Source organism: Trichococcus alkaliphilus (genome assembly GCF_003008695.1).
GTDB lineage: Bacteria > Bacillota > Bacilli > Lactobacillales > Aerococcaceae > Trichococcus > Trichococcus alkaliphilus.
Map to the genome: position 1 here is coordinate 1 of NZ_PXZT01000002.1, position 25,860 is coordinate 25,860.

The window sequence follows — 25,860 nt, forward strand, 5'->3', positions numbered from 1 at the left end:
AAAAATGGTTGACCGATGTGACCGAATTCAAGTATTACGAAGGACCGGCAACCAAGAAAGTATATTTGAGTGCCATTTTGGATCTTTATGACCGTCGAATTGTCGCATACATCATCAGTGATCAAAACGATATGCCGCTAGTCCTCCAGACTTTTGATGCGGCCATACAAAATGAACCAGAAGCTCAGCCGTTGTTCCACAGTGACCGCGGATTTCAATATACAAGCAAGCAATTCTGTGCACGTTTGAGCGCGGCTGGTATGATACAAAGCATATCCCGTGTCGCTCGCTGTATTGATAATGGCCCTATGGAAGGGTTTTGGGCGCTCATCAAGCGTGAAAAATATTATCGTCGTAAATTTACGAGTCGTTCTTCTTTGGTTGATATGATTCACAACTATATGGAATATTACAATAATAGACGCATTCAAAGAAAGTTGCATATCATGACTCCAATGGAGTTTCATGACCAGTATTTCGAGGCAGCCTAATGATCCCTCACGTTTTGTGAGTGAAGCGTTTTGTGCTTCGCTCATAAAACGTGTGGGCCGCCAAGCGTAAGCGCGGCAGGGTTAAATACAAAAAAAACTGCCCCCACATTACGGGGAGCAGTCTGTAAAACTGTTTAAATATTTCACTGTCCTATTGACGGGTGGCATACCAGAAGAGGCAGTCTTTTTTGTATTTAGTCCCCAGATTATCCGATTGTTCGGTGTTATCGGACAACCTCCGACTCTTCCACATGCTGCTTGTCCGATTCTCCCGCGATATCGGACAACCTCCGACATTATCGCACGATCTAATTGCACAAAAAAAGCTGAACCCGCAAAGGATTCAGCTTTTAGATTTGTACTATCGGTACTGTTTATATTTTTTAGAAGAATACGTTTGTTACGCCATCGCCTGAAGCACGGAAGCTTTGTGCTGAAGTTGAACGGTAACCGTTCAATACTTCGTTAACTGCTTGGATTGTGTCAGCAGAAGGTACTTCTGCTGCAGCAGCTCCGTTGGAAACTACTGAGAACTGACCTGATGCATACAATACAGCATCAATTGTCGTTCCGCCCCAGATTCCTGATTCAACACGGTTCATGATAACAGAAGCAACGTTCAATTTTTCTTGGTAGCTTGGGCCTGCTTCAGCTTGGACTACTTGATACAAGAAGTAGCTCGCTTGGTAAGTCGTTGCTGCCGTTTGTGTTACTGCAACTGGCTCAACATATGTTTCTACTGCTGGTGCTGCAACTGGCTCTGCTACTGGTGCAGCTGCCTGCACTTCTTCAACTGCTTCAACTGGTGTTTCGACTTCAACTGCTTCTTCGGAGCTGACATCGTAGCTCTTCAATTCTGAGTCTTGTTCAACAGTCACGATGTTGTGGTCTGCTGACAATACGATTGAGTTTCCGGCAATGATCATGTCTGCATTTCCGATGCTGTTGACATCGACTAAGGCATTCACTGATACGTCAGTTGCCAATGCGATTGCTGATAAAGTGTCGCCCCATTGGAAAGTGTATTTGCTGCCGCTCTCCAAGTTTTGGATATCTGCTTTGATTTGATCTGCTGTACGGGCTGTCCAAGTGGATGAATTATATTCTGTTGCGTTTGCTTGTGTAGGATTCGCTGTTGCCATAAAACCGATGGCTGCTAAAGTTGCGCTCGTTACGAATAATCTAGATTTGAAGTTTTTCATGTGTGTTTTGTCCCTTTCTTCTCTTCGCAATGTTTTCGTATTGCAATTTATACTCTTCATGACCTTTTTTATTTGATAAATGAAGTATTTATCCAGGTCTCGATCGGAGTTCTTTCAACAGAGACAATCCTATCATGAATCAAACCGCCAAAGTTAAAAATACATTCTTTGTTATTCCATCTTAACGTGACTGTCTCAAATAAGTGTTTATCTTACAAACATAAGTCAAATATTACGCTGTCGTAATATAGAAAATCAATTTGTAACAATTGGCGTGAAAGCTGTCTTTTTTCACAAACTCCATTTCAAAAAATATCCAAACCACTGATTTATCAGTGGTTGCAGCTGTAACATATGTTTCAATGCGTGTCATTTCTCAAGCGGATCGGACCCAATCCGCTTTTAATGCCTAAAAATTATTACAAAACATTTGCTTATTGTAAACATAAATAAAAAAACCTTACCGAATTTATCGGTAAGGTTAAGATGCATTCAATTCAGTAAGCGGGCGACGGGAATCGGACCCGCGACATGACCTTGGGAAGGTCGCATTTTACCACTAAACTACGCCCGCATGCTGGTCTGTTCGACCGGACTGCATATTCCATTCTACTCCTAAATTGTGCTCACTACAATAGCCAAACAGAAAGAATGTACAAATTGGTGCGAAAAAAAACTCCCTCAGCAATCATTGAGGGAGCCTGTGCATTATTTTTGCTTATTTGCTGCCGGTTACTTTGAATTTCGTACCGGACAACGCTTCATTGAAAGTCACTTCGGAAATGTCTTGGTTCGTCTTGACTGTCGCTTTCTTTCCTGCCAGATCAACCGTTACCTCTTCCACACCTGCAATCGCAGAGAATTTCTCTTTGACTGTCGCTACGCAGCCATCGCATTTCATTCCTTCAAGCATCAATTCTTTTTCCATCATCGTTTCCTCTTTTCTCTATATATGATATTCCCTTACCGTTTTGAGACGGAGGGTTTGAATCCTTTCAGACGTAATGCATTCAATACAACCGACACCGAGCTGAAACTCATCGCTGCTCCGGCGATCATCGGATTCAACAAGGGTCCCCCGAAGACGTGCAGGATTCCCATCGCGACAGGAATGCCCAGGACATTATAGGCGAATGCCCAGAACAGATTCTCCTTGATGTTTTTGATGGTCGCTTTGCTGAGTTCAACGGCTGTGGCTACTGCCATCAGGTCGCTCTTCATCAGCACGATGTCCGCCGACTCGATGGCGACGTCCGTCCCTGATCCGATGGCGATACCTATGTCGGCTTGGGCCAATGCCGGTGCATCATTGACGCCGTCTCCTACCATGGCAACTTTGCGGCCTCCCTGTTGCAGCTTCTTGACTTCTTCAGCTTTGTCTTCAGGCAATACTTCACTCAAGACGCGGTCGATGCCTACTTGGTTGGCTATGGCTTGCGCCGTACGTTTATTGTCGCCGGTGATCATCGCGATTTCGATGCCCATACCACGCAGTTTTTTTATCGCGGCCGCACTGCTTGCTTTCACTGTATCGGCAACGGCGATGATGCCGGCCAATTCCCCATCCATTGCAATGTACATCGGTGTTTTGCCTTGTTCAGCCAGCATGTGGGATGTTTCAGCAAATGAACCGAGTCCGATCGTATGGTTCAGCATCAACTTTTCATTTCCCAACAGAAGCTCTTTCCCGTCGATTGTGACAGCGATACCGAAGCCAGGCAACGCATTGAAGGCGGATGGTTTCAATAAAGACAGCTGTTTCTCCTCGGCATCGCGAACGATGGCTTCTCCGAGCGGATGCTCCGACCCTTTTTCAGCCGATGCCGCCAACAGCAACAGTTCATCCGGATCCAGCCCTTCACGGACCAGAACATCCGTCACTTTAGGCTTGCCTTCCGTGATCGTCCCCGTCTTATCGAAAACGATAGTCTGGATTTTATGCGTCACTTCCAAAGCCGTCCCGCTTTTGATCAGCACACCATTCTCGGCTCCCTTACCGGTACCCACCATGATGGCGGTCGGGGTCGCCAAGCCCAAAGCGCAAGGACAAGCGATGACCAACACGGAAATCGTGATGGTCAGTGCAAAAATCCAGGATTCTTGTCCCAGGAAGTACCAAGCCAGCCCTGCCAGAACAGCGAGCACGATGACGATCGGAACGAAGTAGCCCGAAATCGTATCAGCCAGTTTTGCGATCGGTGCTTTTGAACCTTGGGCATCTTCCACCAACTTGATGATCTGCGCAAGGGCCGTATCTTTCCCGACTTTTTCGGCACGGTATTGGATCGTTCCGTTTTTGTTTATGCTGCCGCCGATGATCACATCACCCGCTTTTTTCTCCACCGGCATGCTCTCGCCTGTCAGCATCGATTCATCGACGGATGTCAGGCCTTCCGTCACTTTCCCATCGACAGCCATTTTCTCGCCGGGACGGACAACCAAAATGTCCCCTACCATGACGGCATCCAGCTTGATTTCCTGCTCATTGCCGTCACGGATGACGCGGGCTGTCTTAGGCGCCAAGCCCATCAGTTTTTTGATGGCTTCCGATGTCTTGCCTTTTGAAACGGCCTCGAAGTACTTGCCGAGCGTAATCAGCGTCAAAATGACAGCCGCTGATTCGTAGTACAAGTTCATGACAAGTTCATTGTTCCCTCCGATTGCTGCAAATGTGCCATAAAGGCTGTACAGAAAGGCAGTACTGGTCCCCAAAGCCACCAGCGAGTCCATATTGGGGTGTCCCTTGAACAAGGACTTGAATCCTACCGTAAAAAATTTCGTCCCGAGCACCATCACTGGAATCGTCAGCAAGAGCTGCGTGAGCGCGAACGTGACCGGGTACATAGTCGGATGGAGGCTCATCGGCAAAGGCAACCCCAACATGTGGCCCATCGCGAGATACAGCAGCGGAACCGTGAACACCGCCGAGAGCCAGAAGCGTCTCCACATATTTTTGATATGCTTGTCTTTCTTCGCCTGGTTTTGGTCGCTTTCTTCTATAGTAGCGTTCTCTTCGATTGCTGTGTAGCCTGCCTCGGCCACGACCCTTTCGATGTCCCCCGCATGAAGCACTGTCGGATCGTAGGAAACGACCATTTTTTCTGTAGCCAAGTTCACGGATGCATCAGAGACACCAGCAACTGCCCGGGTGACTTTTTCCACGGTTTGGGAGCACGAAGCACAACTCATGCCTTCTATCAGAAATGTCTTTTCTTTCTTGTTTGCCACCAAAACGTAGCCAGCTGCATCGACTGCATTCTTCAGAATTTCTTCTGAAAAATGGCTTTCATCGACGGCAACAGTCAGTTTCTCGGTCGCCAAATTGACTGTGGCTTCCTTGACGCCTGCGACTTTAGCTGCCGCTTTTTCCACGGCTTGTGAGCACGATGCACAACTCATGCCTTCTATATCATAACTTTTATTTTCCATCGGGCGATTCCTCCTTGTGTACGCAACCGGTTTGTTTGCAGTTGCATTGTCCTGGCGTGCACATGCACTTTACTTCATCGACTGCCTTCCGTTTTTTGGCGGCGATCACCTTTTCCAACAGGGCAACATCAGCGTGGCTCAGCGTCGCTCTTTCGATCAGTTCCGCTATCGTACTGCCGACTTTTTTCGTGCAGACGTGCGCCAAAAGATCTTCAGTAGCGCCGCCGACGCTTTCCTGTTCGGATACGTTTGCGCTGTAGATGAATTTATTTCCGATCGGTTCCGTCGCCAACAAACCTTTGTCGACGAGTCTTCCGATCAACGTTTTGACGGTGGCTTGTTTCCAATCCATTTTTTCCTGCAAAACTGAAATGATTTCTCGGCTGGTCGCTTTCCCGTTTGTCCAGACAACACGCATCACTTCCCATTCAGCGTCGGTTATCTTCTTCTGTGTCGAATCGGTCATTTTTTTCATCCTTTCGTTGTTGTTTCTTGCTTCTGAAGTAAGTTTACATCTGTAGACGTTTTATGTCAAATGATTTTAACCCAAAATAAAAAACAGCAAGTTACCGCCAATCGGTTTGCCTGCTGTTTTGCTCTCAATTAATTTGTTTGTACTATAGTAGGTCATCAGGACCGTTGCTCTCTTTCGCGCTTGCGCACGCGCCGGCGGTATAAGGTCGGCGCCATGCCTTCCTTTTCCTTGAATTTGCGGGAAAATTCCGCCACGGAGGGTATTCCGACCAGTGCGGCTATTTGCTTGATGAAGCGTCTTGAATGAATCAGCAAGTAGCGCGCTTGATCCATCCTGACACGATCAAGATAGTCCAGCAACGAAACGCCGTAGATCCGGATGAAAACCTGCTGCAGTTCCGATGAGGGCCCATGACAGGCTTCGGCAATGCGATTCACGCTCAACGGGTTTTGATAATGGTTATGGATAAAGCGTTCGGCCTGACCGGCCCATTCCAGATCCGTAACGGCCTTCCCGTTCGGTCTGCATCTGCGGCAAGGACTGTAGCCGTGAACCTCCGCAACCTCAGCTGAAGTAAAGATGCAGACATGATTGAATTTAGGAAGCCGGGAAGGACAGGACGGCTTGCAGTACAATTGCGTATTCCTGTCCGCGTAAAAAAATTCTTCATCAAAACGATGATCCCGTTCATTGATTGCTTGCCATTGCTCCACATTCACTGCTTGTTCTGCCCTATCCGCCGCCATCGTCTGGTTCCATCCTCTTCAACCGTCATTTATATCCGCTTCCCATTATAGTATATTAATCAAGGATATGCTTCAGTCCGTCGCGAAAAATTTATGCCTTCTCACAAAAAAAACAGCAGTCGCACCGAATGGCACTGCTGCTGTTTGATGACGACCGGAACGGTCTGTCGCTTACCCGATATTACTTCCGGCATAAGTCAATTCGGCCTCTTCGCCGCGGACTTCCAAGAGCGCTTTTTCGATGATGGCCATGACCTGCTCTTCATCACCGCTGTTATTGACGATGTCAAACGTATCGATGTTTATCTTGATTTTTGGACTTTGATCGTACTCCTGATACCATTGCTCATAATTTTTGAATAGCAATTCATAGTAGGCCAATAACTCGGAATCATCCTCGATCTGTTCAAATTCACGGCCGCGCTTGCGGATGTGATCCAAAATCGTCTCGAAGGACCCATCCAGATAGATCAGCAAATCCGGCGCTTTTTTTGGCATGCCTTCCAGTTCTTCCATCATGTTCGCCAACAGGTCGTTGTAGATATCCATCTCCTCTTGGGAAATGTTGCCCTGCAAGTGGTTGACCCTCGTAAACAGCGCGTCTTCATATATGGAACGATCCAAGACATTATTGTCATCAGTCAATGCAGCCTTGATGCTGCGGAAACGCGTATTCAAGAAATATATTTGAAGGCTGAAAGCCCATTTTTGTGGGTTATCATAAAATTTGTCCAAGATTGGGTTGTAATCGACGCTTTCGAAAAAGGCCTCCGTCCCCAATCTTCTTGAAATCATTTCAGTGTAGGTCGACTTTCCAGCACCTATCATTCCTGCCATTACCAGCACGCTCAATCATATCCCTTCCTTTGGTGTTATCTGATTATTTCCGTATTTTATGTAACTTCCGGTCCGCTGATTTGCGGAACAACATTCAGTATCATACCATGCCAAAGAAACGAGATATAGTGTTTTTTTGATTAGAAAACCCATTTCCAGCGCAAAAAAGACAACCTCTTTCCGCTTCCGAAAACACTGGTCAAAAGCACCAAAATCCACTATCCTAGAAGAAAGGAGTGTCGCCCATGAGTTTGAACCATCGCACCATCAAAATCGCTTTTGCGACAGTCATCGCCATTCTGATTGCGCAATTTTTTGATTTAAATTATTCCGTTTCGGCCGGGGTCATTGCGATCCTCAGTGTGCTGGACACCAAAAAATCCTCCGTTATGACGGCACTGCAACGGATTGCCTCCACGGTGTTGGCATTGACGATCGCGACGATCCTGTTCCGTCTCTTCGGCTTCCACATCGTCGTGTTCGGCATCTACCTGTTGTTTTACGTACCATTGGCCTATCGCTTCAATCTTCAATCCGGCATCGCGCCTTGTTCGGTCCTTGTGACGCATCTGTTGTTGGAAAAGCAGATAAGCTTTCCTTGGCTTCTGAACGAACTCGCCCTGATGATGATCGGCGCCGGCGTGGCTATTTTATTCAATCTGTACATGCCCTCCAAAGCGAGCCAAATCATTTTGCTTCGGGAACAAGTGGAGACGCAAATGAAGGAAGTGCTGCACAGTTTCAGCGTCTCACTTCGCGAGGGGGAAGACCGCAATCAAGGCCGGTTGTTAGACGAATTGGATGATCAGTTGGAAAAATACAGGCAAGTCGTCTACGCGGAATTCGACAATCAGCTGTTGGACCAATCTACCTATAATATCCGCTACTTCGATATGCGCAGCGAGCAAGTCACCATCCTGAAATATATGGCCACCAACCTCGGCTTATGCGCGCTGCCGACAAGCGAAAACAAGATTTTGGCTGGCCTGTTCTTCCTGACTGCCGCCCAGCTGCATGAGCAGAACACCGGGATTTATCTGATGGAGGACATCGATTCATTGCTGCAATCATTCCGCGAAAGCGAGTTACCAGCCACCCGTGCGGAGTTCGAAAATCGTGCCATCCTGTTCCAGTTGCTGAACGACTTCAGGCGCTTCATCCAGACGAAAAAAATGTTCTACGAAGAGTACGCAGCGGAAATCATTACAAAAAAATGAGTTTTTCGTGAGAAAACATTTGACACTTACTAATCGTGTTGTTATTATGTATATAAATTCAAACAACCTCACGGTGAAAAGAAGAGTACGGATAACGGAAATGCACAGAGAACCTCGGCAGCTGAGAAGAGGACAGGAAAGTCATCCAGAAAATGGTCTTAGAGTGATTGGTTTGCGAACGCCTTATGGCCTCAGCAAACCACGTCCGCATACGTTACAATGCCGCAGTATAACAAGACAGAACGGTCGTCTTGCGTACTGACTGAGGGGGCATGCGCGAGCATACCCTGAACCAAGGTGGTATCACGATGAGCAATCATACGTCCTTGCACAGCAATGTGCAGGGGCGTATTTTTTTTACTGTACGATATCGTTTGACAAAAAATATAAATTGAAAGAAGGAAAATAACATGACAACAGCACAAAAAACAACAACTTTACCATTCAGAGCCGACCACGTAGGGAGCTTTTTACGCACAGAACCATTGAAGGAAGCGCGCTTGAAATTTGCAGCCGGCGAAATCGACGCAGCCGCTTTGGACCAAGTGGAAACAGAAGAAATCACGAAATTGGTCAAAGATCAAAAAGAAAACGGCTTGAAAGGTTTCACTGACGGCGAATTCCGTCGCTCTTGGTGGCATATCGATTTCATTGAAAACCTGAACGGATTTGAAGGCTATGTGCCGGAACACGGCTATGATTTCGGGGATGTGGAAGTCCGCAAGTACGCTTTCCGCAACGTCGGCAAAATCTCCTTCAATCCGAACCACCCTTTCCTGGCTGCTTTCAAATCATTGAAAGAAATCGTCGGTGACCAAGGCGTAGCGAAATTTACGATCCCTAGCCCGAACGAAGTTTTCTATCCAGGCTACCGCAACGAAGAGATCTATCCTTCGGTTGAAGCGTACCAGGCTGACGTGCAACAAGCTTACATCGACACTGTCCAGGCTTTCTACGACCTAGGCTGCCGTTACCTGCAATTGGACGATGTGCACTGGGGCTTCCTTTGCAACTTCGCGAATGATTCGGAAGAGTACAAAGCTTCCAAACGCATTGCTGCTGAGAACGTTCAAGCCATCATCGAAGCAAAACCTGCTGATCTTGTGTTGACGACACATGTCTGTCGCGGTAACTACAAATCCCATCACTCTTTGGAAGGCGCTTATGATCCAATCGCAGAAGAACTGTTCGGACAAACAAGCTTTGATGGTTACTTCCTGGAGTATGATACCGATCGTTCCGGCGGTTTCGAGCCACTTGCCTTCTTCAAAGGCAAAGGCCGCATCGTATTAGGTTTGGTTACTTCGAAGACAGCTGAGTTAGAAGACAAAGAAGAAATCAAAGCCCGCATCAAAGAAGCCAGCAAATACGTGCCTTTGGATCAATTGGCGTTGAGCACGCAATGCGGATTCGCCTCTACCGAAGAAGGCAACTTGCTGACGGAAGAAGAACAATGGGCTAAAGTACGCCACGTTGTGGAAATCTCCAAAGAAGTTTGGCCAAAAGACTAATCTCATAATGATGAAACGCACAATCGGTCGATTGTGCGTTTTTTTGGTGTGGTATAGGGCACGCTTGATTATCCCTTCCCTATTCTGTTTTCCAACATTCTGTAGTCGATTGGATTATTCCGCAGCATCTCATTAGCGATGGCGATGACATCCGGACCAGCACCCACTTTAAAGACAAGCTGTGGTTCAATCGGGAAATTCACCTGGATATCCGCCTGCTTCGTCAATTGGCGATCCATCTGCCGGATCAAAATATCCAAACTTTGGATTGCGACATTGAACGGCGATTCCAGTTGCCGGTCGACCGCGTCATAGATCATCGACACGGACATCAGCACGCTGAAGAGCGACCGATCAAAAAGAGGAATAGGCAAATTCATCATCACCCCGCCATCGACCAACTGTCTCCCGTCGATTTCCGCAGTGGAAAAAATCATCGGAAACGCACAGGACGCTGCTACGGCAACTCCCAATTCGATATCCTGCGGGTAAATGAACCAATCTCCAGTCGGGCTCGTGAAAAAATCGGGTTTGTTGGTGAAGACAATCAATTCGCTTGTATGGATGTCCACGGTCGTGATCGCGATAGGCAACAGGCAGTCGGAGAGCATCCGGCAGCCAATTTTTTCAAATAATTGACAGGCCATCTGTTGTAGATTCTGCAATTCAACGAAGCCATTATTGTGTTCCCGTACATGCTGAAAGAGCAGATAGGCGGGCCTGCTGAAAACGCCGCGATCCGCAAATTCCCTTTCCTCTTCCAATAAGGTTTCCTCGATCTCGGATGCCGTGAGCCCGCTGGCCACCAAAGCCGCTACGACCGCCCCCATCGAAGTGCCTGCGACGGCATCGATTTTGACGTGATGCTTTTCCAGATCATGAAGGACGGCAAGCTGCGCAAAAGACTTCAGGCCGCCTCCAGCCAGACTAAGTCCAAACAGTCCCTTGCCTTTTTCTGCTTGTTCAGGCGATTCCATATGCGTTCGCTTCCTTCAAAAGTAGTTTTCTACTATAATTATCGCTTATTTCAGCGGAATCCACAAAAAGGAAGACTGTTGAAGGAACGCCACCTCCTGCAAACGTGTCTTTCACAGTAGGTGGAGGGTATATTCAGATGGCTTCTCCGGCCTGATTACCGCTCCCCGGAGCTGAAGCCCAATCCTCATCCCCTACTCCGACGAAGACTTGCTCGCCGGAGAACGAGCGCCCCTTTGATTGCCCGTCCGCCCAAAGGTATCTCGGCACAACGCAAAAAAGCGGCCAGCCGACCGCTTTTCCGCATAAAACTATTCGAAGCCTAAGATAAAGATCCCTACCATAATCATCGCAATGACCGCGTATTGTTTGGCAGTCAGTTTTTCTTTCAGGAAAATCCGCGAAAGGATGACGGACACCATAGTATAGGAAGAAATCAGTGGCGCAACGATGACTGCATTCGCGCTGATCGCAAAAACATAGAAGAACTGCCCCAATGTTTCGAAGATGGCTGCCAGGCTGCGGTCTTTCTGATCGCGCAAAGCAAAGGTTTCCTTCTTGATCAAGACAAGATAAACCCAAGCCACAACGGCTACGATCAGCCAGGTCAATTCATAAGAAATGTTCGCCTGCATTTCGTCCATTCCTCTGTCGAAGACCCACGCATCCGCGAATGTCCCAAGGGAATCGATCAATGCATATCCTAGAGGGAACAACAAAGCAATCGCGCCGTATTTGTACTTACGATCCACCATTGCCTTGTTCTCTTTCTTTTCTGCCTCAGCAAACCGTTGTTCAAAGACCGACAGCAAGATGACGCCGATCGTAATCAACCCTACCGCAAAAAACTGCAGTCCGGTCATGGATTGCCCCAAGAAAATGAAAGTCAGCAAGCCGGAAATCGCGCCGGACGAGTTCTGTACAGGTGAAGAAATCGACAGTTCCAGAAAACGCAATCCGGCATAACCGACCGCCATCGATAAGATGTACAACGCTGAAACCGGCAGATAGGCGATCATGTTGCTCGGATCGTAGACCACTCCCGAAGTCAGCATGACATAGACCGCATGGATACCCATGACCGCACCAACCATGATGACGATCTTCAGATAACTGTATCTATCTTGCGGATCACTCCCCTTTTTATAAAACAAATCCGCTGTGCCCCAAGCCAAAACGGAAACTATCGCAAATAAAAACCACATGCTACATCCATCCTTTATAAAATAATTCCTAAAACTTACTTACTTATTATACTAAAAGGATGGAGGCCGCAATAAAAATAACGCAATGTCAACAACATATCGATAGACTTATCGTAAGCAATACGCAATATTGTCGCTGACGATAGATAACTGACGCGAGTTTCTGTACCTGCAAAACGGAATCGGCAACGGAGCCCTATCCCCTAAGCTGCTGCTCCTAAGGTCAGTCGCGCACTCTTTTGCCCAAGTATACGAGATCGCGCTCGATACCGTCGAGTTCGGCCACTCTCGGTAAATATCCCCATTGTTCAAAGCCAAATTTTTTCATTAGCCCGATGCTTGGTGCATTGTGGCCGAAGATAAGGCAGACCAGATTGGTGATGTCCAACTCGTCGCAGGCAGCCAATACAACCTCCATAATCTGTGTGCCCATTTTTTGGCCGCGGTAATCTTCATGGATATAGATGCTCAATTCTGCCGTCTTGTCGTAGGCGGCACGCTCGTGGAAAGCTTGAAAGCTTACCCAAGCGCAGATTTTCCCATCCTCTTCAAAAACCCAAATCGGTCTGTAGCTCGGCGAATGGTCCAGGAACCAGCCCATTTTTTGTTTGACGGTCACCGGTTCTAGGTCGGCCGTCACCATCCGGCTAGGAATCGTCTGGTTGTAGATGGCGACGATATCTTCCACATCGTCCAAAGTTGCGTTTCTATGTGTAAGGGTCATTTGTTTATTCCTCCAAAAATCAAAAATTCACAGCCCGACCTCTCGAAGGACTATACGCTATTTTAACAGTTTGTCGCAGTGATGTGCCATCTATTTTCAGAGGAGTGGAAAAATAGTGTTTGCCTGCCCCCACTTTCTGCAGGATTGCCGCAGTTTTTCGTAATCTTCCCAATGAAAATCGGTTATACTGGATACAAGAATGGGGTGGATTAAATTATGAATGAAGAAATATATATCGCAGAAGATGAAGATGGCATCCGTTTGACAGTGAAGACATTTCTGGAGAGCGAGGGTTATGTGGTCTCCGACTTTCCCAATGGCGACCTGCTCTACGATGCTTTCCTGAACAAACAACCGGACCTGGTCATCCTGGATGTGATGATGCCGGGATCGAGCGGCTTCGAGATCACAAAAAAAATACGCGACATCAGTTCCGTCCCGATCATCATCCTGACCGCTAAAGACAGCGATATGGATTATGCGACGGGCATCAACTTGGGCAGCGATGATTATTTCACGAAACCGTTCAGCGCCATCGCCCTGAATATGCGCGTGAAAGCGATGCTGCGCCGCATCAAGATGGATCAGGAACGCATGCCTTCCCGCCAGGAAGAAGCGACGCTGCGGATCGGTGATATCGAGATCGATCTGGCCGCCATGTCCGTCAAACAAAATGGTGTCTCCCTCAACTTGACACCGAATGAATACAATGTGTTCGTTTATCTTATAGAAAACAAAAACCGTGCAGTTTCCAGGGATGAGCTTTTGGATTCGATCTGGGGCTACGGCAAGGACATCGAAACGCGGGCCTGCGACGATACGGTCAGGCGCCTGCGCAAGAAACTGGCAGGTTCCACAGTCGAGATTGAGACTGTTTGGGGATTCGGCTTCACCGTGAAGGAGTCGTCTGAAGGATGAAGAAATCGAAAAAAAGTTTGAAGATCCGGCTTCTGACGACCGTCACTTTATTGTTGGCGGCCGTCTTTGCCCTCATTTATCTGGTGTTCAATTTTTTCTTTACTCAGTACATCGAAACGGCAGCGGCCTCACTGCTGGTCGAAGCGAGACAAAATTACATCGAGCGTCCCTTCGATGAGGACAAAAAATTGGATCCGGAACCAGCTACATCGGATGTAGCCGTTGTGGATGAGCCACGGGACAAAAATCCTGAACCGCATACCGCCTTCGCATCCAGCGTCCAAAAGACGATCATTTCCGAAAATTTCGAAATCCTGTTCCCGCAGATTCAGGATACGGGATTCAGTGACGATGATACTTTGACTAATTTCGTTTCTGGACTGGAAAGTTCCGACATCACGCTGGCATTGACGGCCGATGGGAAATTGGAATTGGAGGATAATCTCTACTACTATTCCATCGCTCCCAACGCCGAGGAAGAAGGGACCTACGCGGTATTCTTCCTGAACATGTCCGATCTGTTCGTCTTCGAGCAGAATCTGAATCAGATCCTTTTGATCATCATGCTGATCGGATTGGTGACCATTGCCACCATCACCTACCTGCTCGTTTCAAGAATCACAAAACCGTTGCAGACGTTGGCCTTGTTCGCGAAAGAGATTGGTGAAGGAAACTATCAGACGATTGATGAGGAATTCATCGATCTGGAACTTCATGAACTGAAGACGACCATGAACGAGACCACAAAAAAACTCAAGCTGTACGACGCCGATCAGCGCACGTTCTTCCAGAACGCCTCCCATGAACTGCGGACACCGTTGCAGATCATCAAGACCAACGCGGAAGGCATCGAGGTCGGCATCATCGATGACAAAAAAGGTGCCATCGCGATCAAAAACGAGACCGACAAATTGGGCACGCTCGTGGAGGATATCCTTTACCTGTCGCGTCTGGAGACGCGTTCATCGGATCGGTTAACGGCCACCAACGATATCCGCGAGACCTTGGCCTATACCGCTGAACGCTATGCCAGCGTCAGCGATCAAAAAAATCTGCAGGTGCAGTTTGACTTCCAGAAGGATCCCGTCCTGTTCCATTACGATGAGCGAGATTTTGAACGGGCTTTCCAGAATCTCATCTCCAATGCCCTGCGTTACGCAAAAAGCATCATTCGTTTGGGCTGCAAGGAGATAGACAACCGGATCATGATCACCATCTACAATGATGGCGAACCGATTTCCAAGACAGACCTGCCGCATATTTTCGACCGATTCTACAAAGGCAATAAAGGCGTGCACGGCATCGGACTCTCCATCGTCCAATCGATCGTGCAGACCTATGGCGGACGCATTGAAGTCATGTCCTCCGCAAAAGGAACAACTTTCACGATCATCCTGCCCCAACAAAACAAATCTAATTAATAGAATATAAAAACATGGACCGAAACGCTGACCGCCCCCATAGGCCAGCGTTTCGGTTCTTTTTTTGCGGTTGGATTCGGCATTCCTTCAACTTTACGCATCTTTCCGCTCAATTTGCTCCAATTTTGCAACAACTCTCTGCCCTGTTTACGGAGAATTGTTTGCCGGATCGGCATAGAATAAGGACATCAAGAGAAACAAGAAACGAGGTCGAGCGTTATGAACGAAATATGCTACCGAAACGAATTCAAACACGAGATTTCCCAAAAGAACAAAGTCATCCTCACAAGTCGGCTGAGAAAGGTCCTGAAACATGACGAGAATTCAGTAGGCAACAGCTACAGCATCAGGAGTCTCTATTTTGACACCATTTATGATGATGCTTATTGGGACAAAGAGGATGGCCGCAGTTACCGCGAGAAGTTCCGGATCCGTTATTACAACAATGACCCTTCCTTTATCCGCCTAGAAAAAAAAGTCAAGGACGGCGCAGTCGGTTACAAACAGAGCGCCTGCATCACGAAAGCAATGGCCGACCAGCTTATCCAAAAAAAATATGATTGCCTGGCTGATGCGAGCCATCCTTTGCTTCAGGAATTCTACGCCAAGTGCAAAAGCCAATGCATGGAACCGAAAGTGATCATCACTTACGAACGGGAAGCCTTCGCCTATGGCCCCGGGAACACGCGCATCACGCTGGATTTTGATATGCACGCCAGCACACAAGTATCCTCTTTCTTCCATGATGGCCGTATCGGAATAAGGGAACCAGGAATCGACTGCGTGCTGGAAGTCAAATTCGACAATTATCTGCCGGGATGGATCCAAAGTCTGGTGCAGACAGAAGAAACAAACAGCACCTCACATTCAAAATACGTCATCGGCCGACATTTAAACCAAATATAACAATTATCCAGGAGGAATATTGAAATGACAACATTTACAGATATCATTAAAAACAGTTTTTTGGAGGAAACGGCCGACTTTTCCATCGCGGCGGCTTCAGTTTCCCTGCTATCGGCGCTCTTCATCGGCCTGTTCATCTTCTTCATCTATAAAAAAACCTACGCCGGCGTCATGTATTCGAAACCCTTCAACACATCGTTGGTCCTATTGTCGGTCCTGACCACTTTCGTCATCCTGGCTGTAACTTCCAACGTTGTCCTTTCCCTAGGGATGGTCGGTGCCCTTTCCATCGTCCGCTTCCGCACCGCCATCAAGGAGCCGCTTGATTTGGTCTTCCTTTTCTGGTCGATCAGTGTCGGCATCATCCTGGGAGCTGGCTTGTATTCTCTGGCTTTCCTCGGATCTGCATTCATCACTGTCATCCTGCTCGTTCTGACAGGAAAAGTCGATTCTTCGGCCCCTTACATTTTGATGCTGCAACTGGAGAATGAGAATGCGGAATTGCAGGCGACCGAAATCATCAAAAACCGTTTCGGAAAAATCATCGTAAAATCCAAGAGCATCACGGACGGTCAACCGGAATTGATCTATGAAGTAAAAGTAAAGAACAACGAAACAAGCTTCATGAATGAATTGAGCGCCATCGAAGGCGTCCAGAACGCCACTTTGGTCAGCTATAACGGCAACCAAGCAGGATAATAAAAGAAACCTTAATCAACTAAAAAACACACTAGAACAGGAGATTTAACCCATGAAAAGTACTATAATCAACTTAAAGAACAGACCGCTTACGCAAATCCTCACTCTTACAGGCACCCTTGCCTTATTGACTGCATGCTCTACTGAAGCGAGCACCACTACAACAGCATCCAGCGCCGTCTCGACCACTGAGGCGACAGTTGAATCCACCCTTGCATCAGACTCCAGTTATTCAGAAAGCAACAGCACAGCCATCAGTTTTTCCGACAAGACCATCACAGTCGACGGATCCGGAGCTGCGGCTGACGGTTCCATCCTGACCATCACGCAACCAGGTACGTATATCCTCAGCGGAACCTTGAGCGAAGGCCAAGTACGTGTCGAAACAGTCGATGAAGCCGATGTCCAGATCGTTCTCGAAGGGGCTACCATCACGAATTCCACAGGAGCGGCCATCTACGTGAAAAGCGCCAACTCCGCGACCATCACTTTGGCTGAAGGAACGACCAATACTTTAAGCGATGGAGAATCCTATACCTTCGAAGACAGTGAAGACGAGCCGGATGCGACCCTGTTCAGCAAATCCGACCTCATCCTGAACGGAACGGGAACTTTGGTCATCGATGCCAATTATGCTCATGCCATCAAAGGTAAAGATGATGTGACCATCGCAGAAGGAACCTATGAAATCACTTCCGTCGGCGACGCCATCAAAGGTAGCGATTCGCTCTTCATAAGCTCGGGTACCTTCACGATCGATGCGGGTGGCGACGGACTGCAGTCCACAAATGAGGAAGAAGAAGGCAAAGGAACCTTGACTATCGAATCCGGCACTTTCGCGATCACAGCAGCCTCTGACAGCATCCAAGCCGCAACCGATCTGCAGATCCTTGGAGGCGACTTTACGATCACAACCGGCGGCGGCAGCGCGAATAGCAGTACAGCGAGCGAGGCTTGGGGAACGTGGGCAGCACCTGCTGATGAAGCAGCCACCACTACCACCGAGGAAACAACCAGCGCCAAAGGTTTGAAAGCGACAGGCTCATTAGCGATCTCCGGCGGCACCTTCGTCTTGGATACATCCGATGACGCCATCCACACCAATGACACGGTCCAAATCACAGGCGGCGATTTCACGATCGCATCCGGGGATGATGGCATCCATGCCGACAACACCTTGACAATCGACGACGGAACCATTAATATCAATCAAAGTTATGAAGGCATCGAAGCTACCGAAATCACGCTGAATGGCGGAGACGTCACTTTGACTACCTCAGATGATGGCATCAATGCCGCAGGCGGAAACGATGCGTCAGCCGTCAGCGGACGCCCTGGCGAAAACACATTAACATCGACTGCAGAAGGAGCAGGACTCCTGACCATCAACGGCGGAACGCTTGTGGTAAACGCGAGCGGCGATGGACTCGATAGCAACGGCAGCATCGAAATGAACGATGGTACCGTGATCGTCAACGGCCCGACCGACAGCATGAACGGTACATTGGATTACGACAGCACGTTCAACATGAACGGTGGTACCCTGATTGGGGTCGGCAGCTCCGGCATGGCGATGAGCCCTTCTTCGACCTCCGCCCAATGCTTCCTGTTCACGTCCTCTATCCCATTGGCTGCGGATGAAGCCATCCAGATCACCGGTCCGGACGGAGAAGTGATCATGACCTTTGAGGCTTCCACAACGGCACAGTCGCTTGTATTCTCCAGTCCTGACCTGGTCAACGGCTCTGCTTACACAATCACAACCGGCGGAACAGTTTCCGGCGAATCCACAACCGGTATCTACGAAGATCCGTCCTTCAGCGGCGGTTCATCCACCGTTGATGTCAGCGCCACAACTGAAGCAACCAGCGGACAAATGGGCGGCATGGGTGGCAACTCAATGCCCGTATCCGGTGCGTCCGTGAAATAAACACACATCAACAAAATATCTTTCCTAGCCGAGCAATCCGGAAAAGAGGCTAACCATTCCCTCTTTCCGGTCATTGGCAGAAATTAGCCCCAGAAGAGGTAACTGATATGAAAAAAAGAAAAAAACTAAAGAAAAAATATGCGCTTTTCCTGACTACCTTGTTCCTTGCGGGCTGCGTTACGTTCCTATTGTGGGATTTGGCAAATTCCCAAGAAGGGGAAAGTTCCGCATCAGCGCAGACCTTGACGACCGATGTCGCATACGCGGTTGATGAAGTACTGGAAGCAGATGAGACCAGCATAGCGGAAGCGAATGCGATTCTCCAGAGCAGCACGATCATGACGACAGCCGGAGATGATTTGGCGGCGGATTTGGATGAACTGAATGCTGCCTACCCTGCCCAACTTGGCTTTGTCCTCATCAACGAGCAGACCGGCGAAGCCGTCACGACCAACGCTTCCCGCGTCTTCACCAGCGCGAGCCTGTACAAATTGTTTCTGACTTACGCTATCCTTGAACAGGTCGATGCCGGTGTACTTTCCTTGCAGGATCAGATGGCGGATGGGGCAACAATCGATGATTACCTGACCAGCACCATCACTGTTTCGGCAAATGAACCCGCAAAGGAACTTGCGCATCTGATTGGATGGGAAAACATCGAAACTTTCATTCATGATCAGGGATTCGTTTCCACAAGTTTTAACCCTTATCTGGAATCCGACGGCGTCTATTACAACGGCGATCTGGAAACAACCCCAGCCGAAGTGGCTTTCTTATTGGAACGCCTGCTGGATGGCGAATTACTTTCAGAGTCCAGCACCACGTACTTTTTGGGACTCTTGGGTGATCAGCAACTCGTCTACGCCCTGAACACAGGCCTTACCGATGAGGTAACCTTTGCGCATAAAACCGGCTTGTTGACTGACGTATCCCACGATGCTGGGATCCTGTCGCTGGACGGCCAGAATTATATCGTAGCCGTCTTGACGGATGGTTGGCTAAACGCGACCGATGACGCCACCCCGGTATTCGAGGCAATCGGCTCTGCCATGATGACCTACCTGCATGCACAATAACCAAAAAACATAACGAAAGCTTGGTCGTTCGGAATATTTCTCCGAAACCCAAGCTTTCGCTACACAGCAACGCTTCTTAGCGGATAAACCTTTCATCATAAGCTTGAAACCATAGCCAACAAAAGGCTTATCATTAGCTATCTGCCCCGAGTTGCGGTATGCTACAGAGGTACTATCTATTTGCTGACGTTATATTTTTTATATCCAGCTCAAATCCAAGCCAGTACAGGTATACTTCCAGGAGGAAAACATATGAAATTACAAGTAGAGAAACGCGAAAAAGTTGGCTCATCTGCAGCAAAGCGTGCACGATTGGACAAGAAACTGACTGCAGTCATCTATGGTAAAGATGTTGAAGCAACTCCAGTATTACTTGATGCAAAAGATTTTGACGAAGTGCTCAAGCAATTAGGTAAAAATGCGATTTTTGAAGTCAGCATATCCGGCGGAAAAACGATGCAAGTCATCCTTAAGGACATCCAACAGGCTGCCCTGAAGAACGAAATCCAAAACGTCGAATTGCAAGTAATCACAAAAGGTCAAAAATTGACGATGACTGTTCCGATCCACTTAGTCGGTAGTGAAGACGTCAAAGAAGGTGTCTTGACCCAAACATTGAACGAATTGGAAATCGAAACGGAAGCTACCAATGTCCCTACCGAATTCCAAATCGCTGTTAATGAAATGACCATCGGTGATACTTTAACAGTTGCCGATATCAAAGTCGATGCCGACATTTCAATCCTTACCGACCTTGAAGAAGCAGTTGTTGTCGTTTCTGCTCCAGTAGCTGAAGAGGTTGCAGAGGAAGAAGCTCCAACTGAAGAAGCTGAAAAAGTCACTGAATAATTTTCAAATCAGATAAGCGTAAAACCTTGATTGGCACCCTTACAGGTTTCATCAAGTTTAGACTTACCTACACAAAAAAAGTTTCGGTTTTGAACGTCAAAACCGAAACTTTTTTTGTGTACACCCAATGGATTCCTGAACTATTCTGGTTAGGAATCCTTCAAAGCAGTAAATGGCTATAGCCAGTGGCTTTTTCCCAAATAGTTTTCCAGGAAGCGCTGAGCCAAACTGCCTTTTTTGATGTTGGCTTGCGCAGCGTCGATGGAAAACCATTCCGCCTGGTCCACTTCATCAGTCATGCCATCGAGACACTCGTTCGCGACGATACAGGAAAAATTCAGCATCAGTGTGTTGTTTTTTTCAAAATATTCGCTTTTGTTATAGCGCAATCCAACCGTTTGCAGTCCAAGCTCTTCGGCGATTTCCCGGGCCGCTGCCTGCTCCGCATCCTCGCCCTTGTTGACGTATCCCGCACAGAGAATATAATCCGCACCACCGTACTGCTTGATCAACAAAATTTTATCTTGTTCCTTGTTCAAGATGACCATGCTCACAGCCGTGTTGAAAACAGGAAATCGATATCCCTCGCAACTGTTACAATAAGGGATATTCCCCTCATTTTCCAGATGTTTCGCTTCCAGTTCTGTTCCGCATTCCATACAATAATTCATCTATTTTGGACTTCCTTTCCGATTATGATTCCGTTTGCTCATTCTAAAACCGTTACCCCACTGCAAAACTCATAGGACAATATGGGATATTATAGCACGCCGGCCTTGTCTTTCTTTCCTTTCGAATAAAAAAAACTTTGCGTTTGCATCCTCTATGGGAAATTCGGACAGATTGCTTGTTAGTCTTCATTACACTCCCGTGTTGGCCATTATCAAAAATGTACTGCTGTTCTTCAATCTGTCATTTACAAATATTTCCCCCTTCGTGACCATATCGTTTGTCCTCCGTCAGTTATCGCTCTAAAATAAGAGTGACAAGTGAAATGAAGCCTTATGAATATGCACACTGCTTTTGGCCGCCCAGTTCAAATGCCTTCTGCTTCGGGATGAATGAAAGCAAGCGAGGGGATCACAATGGAAGAAGACATCAAAAAAAGCACCCGCGAAGAAGTATTGGAGCAACGCCAAGCAATTTTGAAGGATCTGATTCTCCGCCTTCACGCAGGTGGGGACTACGAACAGATCAAGAAGGAATTCAAGGAACATTTCGCGACGGTCAGCGCTCTAGAAATTTCGATGATGGAACGGAGGTTGATAGAACAAGGCATCGCCGTTGAGGAGATCCAGCGTCTCTGCTCGATCCATGCCGATCTGTTTGCCGATGCTGTGACCTATGGACAAGCCCCCGCTCCGGATAGCGAGAAACCGGGGCATCCGATTCGGGTGCTGAAGGAAGAAAATGTGGCCATCGAAGCGACGCTCGACCGGATTGCGCGCCTCTTGGAAAGCTATCTTGCAGAGCCGGATCCCGATCTGAAAACCGGCCTGCTGAAGCAACTGGAGATCCTCTGGGGCTTCGACAAGCATTACGCGCGCAAAGAATACGCCATTTTCCCAATCATGGAGCGCTACGGCATGACCGCTCCGCCGAAAGTGATGTGGGGCGTGGACGACGAGATCCGGGGACAGTACAAGAAAATGAAACGGTTGTTGGAAGAAGGACAGCTGGACGCTCTCAAAGTGACTTTCGAAACGCTTCAGCAGGAAATGAAGGAAATGTTCATCAAGGAGGAAGACATCCTGTTGCCGATGGTATCCGACTCGTTCACTGAAGACGACTGGATGAAGATTGCGGCTGAATCAGACGAAATCGGCTATTGCATCGTCCATCCGGAATCGCAATGGCAACCCAAACGGCTCGCTTTGGAAACAGGCGAAGCAATGGGTTCCATTCTGGAAGGCAACATCGCCTTCGGGACCGGATTTCTAACGGTGAAAGAGCTGGAAAAGATGTTGAACCGATTGCCGTTGGAGCTCACTTTCATCGATGCGGATGGAATCGTGAAATATTACAATGACGGACCGGATGAGAAAATTTTCATGCGCACGAAATCCGCACTGGGAAGAGATGCCGAAAACTGCCATCCGCCAAAGAGCGTCGCGCTCATGAGGCAACTGGTCTCGGAGCTGAAATCCGGAAAGAAAGACCAAGAAATCATGTGGTATGAGGAAAGCGGGAAGTTCATCGTCGTGAATTATTGCGCGCTCCGCGACGAGGACGGCAGCTTTATGGGAGTCCTGGAATACGTGCAGGAGGCCCAGTCCATCCGCAAGCTGACAGGGGCAAAAAGACACCTTTCCGAGTGAAGTCTGTTGCGGGGATGAGATTCCAGTTGAATGTTTTCTTAACCCGAGAATCCGGATTTCGTCATGTACTCCGGTGAGCGCGTTCTCGCCGGAGGTGCGTATGAACATTCGTCATGTACTCCGATGAGCTCTCCTTCATCGGAGAAGCCGGCCGAATCGCAGTTTTTCTCCGATGAACGCACTCTTCACCGGAGATTCCGCTCTTTTCTCCAGATAAAAAGTCGGTGCTTCAATCAAAAATGATTGAGGCACCGACTTTTTTGGCTATTCTTTTTTATTATTTGATGATTTGGGAGGTCGGGCAGTGTTTTTCTGCCGACGCGCTTTCTTGCGCAACACCGAGATGGACCATCAATGCGGTGCCAGCAATACAGTCGGCCTCAGCCTCTATCGGAGCAGGCTCGTTCATCGGACAAACTGTTACAGTGCAGGCATTGCATTTCTTTCTGCCGCTCGCGATCAAACGGATTTGACGGAATAAGATGTACCCCATCAAGATCATAAACAACAACAAAACAATCCAAGATTGAACATTCATAGGTTATTCCCCCTCTTCCTATTTGACCATCGGTTTCGCCAAGCTGCCCCACATCGGCGAAGCTTTTTTCGGTGCGGGTCTGACGACCAAGAACACCAATATTGCCGTTGCTGCAGCCGCTATGCTGGCGCCCGCCCCGAATGGTGTGCCCAACACGATGACGGATCCGAGCTGATTGATGATGAAGGCCAAGACATAAGCCAAAGTAGTTTGATACAAGACGCCGAAAAGCGTCCATTTAGCGCTGCCGAATTCGGTGCGCATCGCTCCGACAGCCGCGAAACAAGGCATGCAGATCATATTGAACACGAGGAATGATACTGCGCTGACCGGGTTGAACAGCGTGCTGAATGCGGCAGCTACCTCCGCCTCCGAGCCGGTTGTCCCCATCAGTACACCAAATGTGCCGACAACATTTTCCTTTGCGATCAGTCCTTGAATGGTCGCGACCGTCGCTTGCCAAGAGCCGAAGCCCAATGGTGCGAAGAACACAGCAACTGCACTGCCGATTTTGGCCAGAATGCTTTGATCGCTTTCAGCAGCCATCCGCAACTGCCAGTTGAAAGAAGATAAAAACCAAATGAAGCTGGAGCTGAGGAAAATGACAGTTCCCGCATTTTTGACGAAGGCCAAACAACGGGCCCATACTGCGCGGAAAATGCTTTTCCACTGCGGCCAGTGATACATCGGCAACTCCATGACGAATGGGGAAGCTTCCCCGGAAAAGATGGCTGTCTTACGCAGCAGTACGCCGGAAAAGATGACCGTCGCAATCCCCAACAGGTACATCGACAAGGCCACCCAGGATGCGCCGCCGAAAATGGCATTCGCAATCAGGGCGATGACCGGCAGTTTCGCACCACATGGGATGAAGGAAGTGGTCAGAATCGTCATACGGCGATCCTGCAAGTTTTCGATTGTGCGGGAAGCCTGGATGCCCGGGACCGAGCAGCCGGAACCGATCAACAAGGGGATGAACGATTTACCCGAAAGGCCGAAGCCGCGGAAAACCCTATCCATAACAAAGGCTACGCGAGCCATATAGCCGCTGTCCTCCAGCAAGGTCAAGCAGAGGAACAAGGCGGCCATCTGCGGTAGAAAGCCAAGAACTGCACCTACGCCTCCGATGGCACCGTCGATCACAAGGCTGCTGACTGCGGGATGGATGTCGATGCTGTCGAAGAAGCTTTGCACGACCCCTGGCACGATGCTTCCGAACAACACATCGTTGACCCAATCAGTCCCCCACGTCCCCACAGTCGTGATGGCGAAGTAGTAGACCGCATACATGATCAGGACGAAAATCGGCAACCCAAGCCAACGGTTCGTTACGATGTGATCGATCATGACCGAGAAAGAAGCTTTGTTGCTATTTTTCACGAGCACTTGGCGCGTAATTTTCGTCACGAATTTATAGCGTTCGTTGATCAGGATTGCTTCGGAGTCGTCGTCCAATTCCTTTTCATAACGGCTGAGCAGGCCTTCCATAACAGCCTGGCTGTCCTCAGGAATCGCAAGTTTCCCAGAAGTTTGTCCGTCCCTTTCGAAAAGCTTGATGCTGTAGTAACAACGTAATTTTTTCGGAACCAATGGAGCAATAATTTCTTCGATCGTATCAAGGATGCTTTCCACGACGATACTGTATGTAATCGGTTCAGCTACAGATAACGATTCAGCGATGGCCTTGAACAACTCTTCCAAGCCGCTTTCCTTCAGAGCCGAAATCGTTACGAAAGGCAATCCGAACGCGCGGGACAATCCTGCGACGTCCAGCTGATCGCCCCGTTTCTCGACGATGTCCATCATGTTCAGGACAACCACGATCGGCAGATGCAATTCCATCAATTGGGTAGTCAGGTAAAGATTCCGCTCCAAGTTGGAGGCATCGACGATATTGATGATCAGATCCGGTGCATCCAGCGTCAGATAATCGCGCGTGACGATTTCCTCGATTGTGTATGGGGAAAGCGAATAGATGCCCGGCAGATCGATGACCTGCGTTTCGCCGTCATGCAGCAATGTGCCGGCTTTCTGTTCGACCGTAACCCCTGGCCAGTTGCCGACGCGTTGGGTGGAACCTGTCAAATGGTTGAATAAGGTCGTTTTTCCGCTATTAGGATTTCCGACCAGCGCTATGGTTTTCCCCATCATTTTTCCTCCCCAAACGTAACTTCGATCATCTCAGCATCTTTTTTGCGTATCGATAATTCATACCCACGCACCATCACTTGAATCGGATCGCCCAATGGAGCGACTTTTCTGACATAAATGGCAGTGCCTTTCGTGATCCCCATATCCATGAGTCTTCTGCGGGTAGCGCCCTGTCCTGTTATCTTGTTCACAATTGCAGTGACACCGATCGGCAAGTCTCTTACATTCGTCAAAATCGTCCC

Annotated in this window: 24 protein-coding genes and 1 tRNA gene; 11 read left to right on the forward strand and 14 right to left on the reverse strand. The window is 48.3% G+C overall.

What is annotated here, in order from left to right:
• The coding region (locus tag C7R73_RS01600) for an IS3 family transposase (RefSeq protein WP_153060330.1) at positions 1 to 491 on the forward strand (491 nt) is incomplete at its 5' end.
• A 383-nt stretch (positions 492 to 874) separates the two neighbouring features.
• Here C7R73_RS01600 and C7R73_RS01605 read toward each other — a convergent pair.
• The 7 genes from C7R73_RS01605 to C7R73_RS01635 all read right to left on the reverse strand — a co-directional run bounded on the left by C7R73_RS01605 (position 875) and on the right by C7R73_RS01635 (position 7,189).
• Entirely contained in the window at positions 875 to 1,693 is an 819-nt protein-coding gene (locus tag C7R73_RS01605; protein ID WP_106448828.1) for a cell wall hydrolase, read from the reverse strand.
• Positions 1,694 to 2,196: 503 nt separating this feature from the next.
• Positions 2,197 to 2,267: transfer RNA gene (locus C7R73_RS01610), tRNA-Gly, on the reverse strand.
• A 144-nt stretch (positions 2,268 to 2,411) separates the two neighbouring features.
• Entirely contained in the window at positions 2,412 to 2,624 is a 213-nt protein-coding gene (locus C7R73_RS01615; protein WP_275658084.1) for a heavy-metal-associated domain-containing protein, read from the reverse strand.
• 32 nt (positions 2,625 to 2,656) lie between these two features.
• Entirely contained in the window at positions 2,657 to 5,122 is a 2,466-nt protein-coding gene (locus C7R73_RS01620) for a heavy metal translocating P-type ATPase (protein ID WP_106448830.1), read from the reverse strand.
• Entirely contained in the window at positions 5,112 to 5,588 is a 477-nt protein-coding gene (locus C7R73_RS01625) for a CopY/TcrY family copper transport repressor (protein ID WP_106448831.1), read from the reverse strand. The genes C7R73_RS01620 and C7R73_RS01625 overlap by 11 nt, the downstream gene beginning before the upstream one ends.
• 164 nt (positions 5,589 to 5,752) lie before the next feature.
• The gene (locus tag C7R73_RS01630; protein WP_106448832.1) at positions 5,753 to 6,343 is read right to left on the reverse strand and encodes an Ada metal-binding domain-containing protein; all 591 of its coding nucleotides are present in this window, start codon (positions 6,341 to 6,343) and stop codon (positions 5,753 to 5,755) included.
• Between the two features lie 171 nt (positions 6,344 to 6,514).
• Positions 6,515 to 7,189 carry a deoxynucleoside kinase gene (locus C7R73_RS01635; protein ID WP_239992556.1) on the reverse strand — a complete coding sequence of 225 codons (675 nt, stop codon included), beginning with the start codon at positions 7,187 to 7,189 and terminating at the stop codon, positions 6,515 to 6,517.
• Between the two features lie 236 nt (positions 7,190 to 7,425).
• Here C7R73_RS01635 and C7R73_RS01640 point away from each other — a divergent pair, with 236 nt between their 5' ends.
• On the forward strand, positions 7,426 to 8,397 hold the full coding sequence (locus tag C7R73_RS01640) for an aromatic acid exporter family protein (RefSeq protein ID WP_106448833.1): 972 nt from the start codon (positions 7,426 to 7,428) through the stop codon (positions 8,395 to 8,397).
• 410 nt (positions 8,398 to 8,807) lie between these two features.
• A complete protein-coding gene (locus tag C7R73_RS01645; RefSeq protein WP_106448834.1) occupies positions 8,808 to 9,908 on the forward strand; it encodes a 5-methyltetrahydropteroyltriglutamate--homocysteine S-methyltransferase in 1,101 nt (366 codons plus the stop codon).
• A 68-nt stretch (positions 9,909 to 9,976) separates the two neighbouring features.
• Here C7R73_RS01645 and C7R73_RS01650 read toward each other — a convergent pair whose 3' ends face one another.
• The 3 genes from C7R73_RS01650 to C7R73_RS01660 all read right to left on the reverse strand — a co-directional run bounded on the left by C7R73_RS01650 (position 9,977) and on the right by C7R73_RS01660 (position 12,812).
• On the reverse strand, positions 9,977 to 10,885 hold the full coding sequence (locus C7R73_RS01650) for a patatin-like phospholipase family protein (protein ID WP_106448835.1): 909 nt from the start codon (positions 10,883 to 10,885) through the stop codon (positions 9,977 to 9,979).
• Between the two features lie 309 nt (positions 10,886 to 11,194).
• Entirely contained in the window at positions 11,195 to 12,088 is an 894-nt protein-coding gene (locus C7R73_RS01655; protein WP_106448836.1) for a DMT family transporter, read from the reverse strand.
• Positions 12,089 to 12,311: 223 nt separating this feature from the next.
• Entirely contained in the window at positions 12,312 to 12,812 is a 501-nt protein-coding gene (locus C7R73_RS01660; protein ID WP_106448837.1) for a GNAT family N-acetyltransferase, read from the reverse strand.
• A gap of 216 nt (positions 12,813 to 13,028) precedes the next feature.
• Here C7R73_RS01660 and C7R73_RS01665 point away from each other — a divergent pair, with 216 nt between their 5' ends.
• From C7R73_RS01665 to C7R73_RS01700, 7 genes are all read left to right on the forward strand, one after another.
• Positions 13,029 to 13,730: a response regulator transcription factor gene (locus C7R73_RS01665; RefSeq protein WP_106448838.1), complete on the forward strand. Its 702-nt coding sequence runs from the start codon at positions 13,029 to 13,031 to the stop codon at positions 13,728 to 13,730.
• Positions 13,727 to 15,151 (forward strand): sensor histidine kinase, encoded by a 1,425-nt coding sequence (locus tag C7R73_RS01670; RefSeq protein WP_106448839.1) that lies wholly within the window; start codon positions 13,727 to 13,729, stop codon positions 15,149 to 15,151. Before C7R73_RS01665 ends, C7R73_RS01670 begins: the two co-directional genes overlap by 4 nt.
• 219 nt (positions 15,152 to 15,370) lie before the next feature.
• The gene (locus tag C7R73_RS01680; RefSeq protein ID WP_106448841.1) at positions 15,371 to 16,057 is read left to right on the forward strand and encodes a polyphosphate polymerase domain-containing protein; all 687 of its coding nucleotides are present in this window, start codon (positions 15,371 to 15,373) and stop codon (positions 16,055 to 16,057) included.
• 24 nt (positions 16,058 to 16,081) lie between these two features.
• The gene (locus tag C7R73_RS01685; protein ID WP_106448842.1) at positions 16,082 to 16,756 is read left to right on the forward strand and encodes a DUF4956 domain-containing protein; all 675 of its coding nucleotides are present in this window, start codon (positions 16,082 to 16,084) and stop codon (positions 16,754 to 16,756) included.
• 52 nt (positions 16,757 to 16,808) lie between these two features.
• The gene (locus C7R73_RS01690) at positions 16,809 to 18,686 is read left to right on the forward strand and encodes a carbohydrate-binding domain-containing protein (protein ID WP_106448843.1); all 1,878 of its coding nucleotides are present in this window, start codon (positions 16,809 to 16,811) and stop codon (positions 18,684 to 18,686) included.
• Positions 18,687 to 18,793: 107 nt separating this feature from the next.
• Positions 18,794 to 19,762 carry a serine hydrolase gene (locus C7R73_RS01695; protein WP_106448844.1) on the forward strand — a complete coding sequence of 323 codons (969 nt, stop codon included), beginning with the start codon at positions 18,794 to 18,796 and terminating at the stop codon, positions 19,760 to 19,762.
• 252 nt (positions 19,763 to 20,014) lie between these two features.
• On the forward strand, positions 20,015 to 20,611 hold the full coding sequence (locus C7R73_RS01700; RefSeq protein WP_106448845.1) for a 50S ribosomal protein L25: 597 nt from the start codon (positions 20,015 to 20,017) through the stop codon (positions 20,609 to 20,611).
• Between the two features lie 176 nt (positions 20,612 to 20,787).
• Here C7R73_RS01700 and C7R73_RS01705 read toward each other — a convergent pair whose 3' ends face one another.
• Positions 20,788 to 21,282: an NAD(+) diphosphatase gene (locus C7R73_RS01705; protein WP_106448846.1), complete on the reverse strand. Its 495-nt coding sequence runs from the start codon at positions 21,280 to 21,282 to the stop codon at positions 20,788 to 20,790.
• A gap of 414 nt (positions 21,283 to 21,696) precedes the next feature.
• Between C7R73_RS01705 and C7R73_RS01710 the strand changes: the two genes are divergently transcribed.
• Complete coding sequence (locus tag C7R73_RS01710; protein ID WP_106448847.1) at positions 21,697 to 22,929, forward strand: DUF438 domain-containing protein; 1,233 nt, start codon at positions 21,697 to 21,699, stop codon at positions 22,927 to 22,929.
• 277 nt (positions 22,930 to 23,206) lie between these two features.
• On the opposite strand, the gene C7R73_RS01715 is transcribed toward C7R73_RS01710, so the two are convergent.
• From C7R73_RS01715 to C7R73_RS01725, 3 genes are read right to left on the reverse strand one after another with little or no spacing between them, the layout of a single operon-like run.
• Positions 23,207 to 23,467, reverse strand: a complete 261-nt coding sequence (locus C7R73_RS01715) for a hypothetical protein (protein WP_106448848.1) — start codon at positions 23,465 to 23,467, stop codon at positions 23,207 to 23,209.
• Between the two features lie 18 nt (positions 23,468 to 23,485).
• On the reverse strand, positions 23,486 to 25,615 hold the full coding sequence (gene feoB / locus C7R73_RS01720) for a ferrous iron transport protein B (protein ID WP_106448849.1): 2,130 nt from the start codon (positions 25,613 to 25,615) through the stop codon (positions 23,486 to 23,488).
• Positions 25,615 to 25,851, reverse strand: a complete 237-nt coding sequence (locus tag C7R73_RS01725; RefSeq protein ID WP_205076444.1) for a FeoA family protein — start codon at positions 25,849 to 25,851, stop codon at positions 25,615 to 25,617. The genes feoB and C7R73_RS01725 overlap by 1 nt, the downstream gene beginning before the upstream one ends.
• Positions 25,852 to 25,860 lie beyond the last annotated feature (9 nt).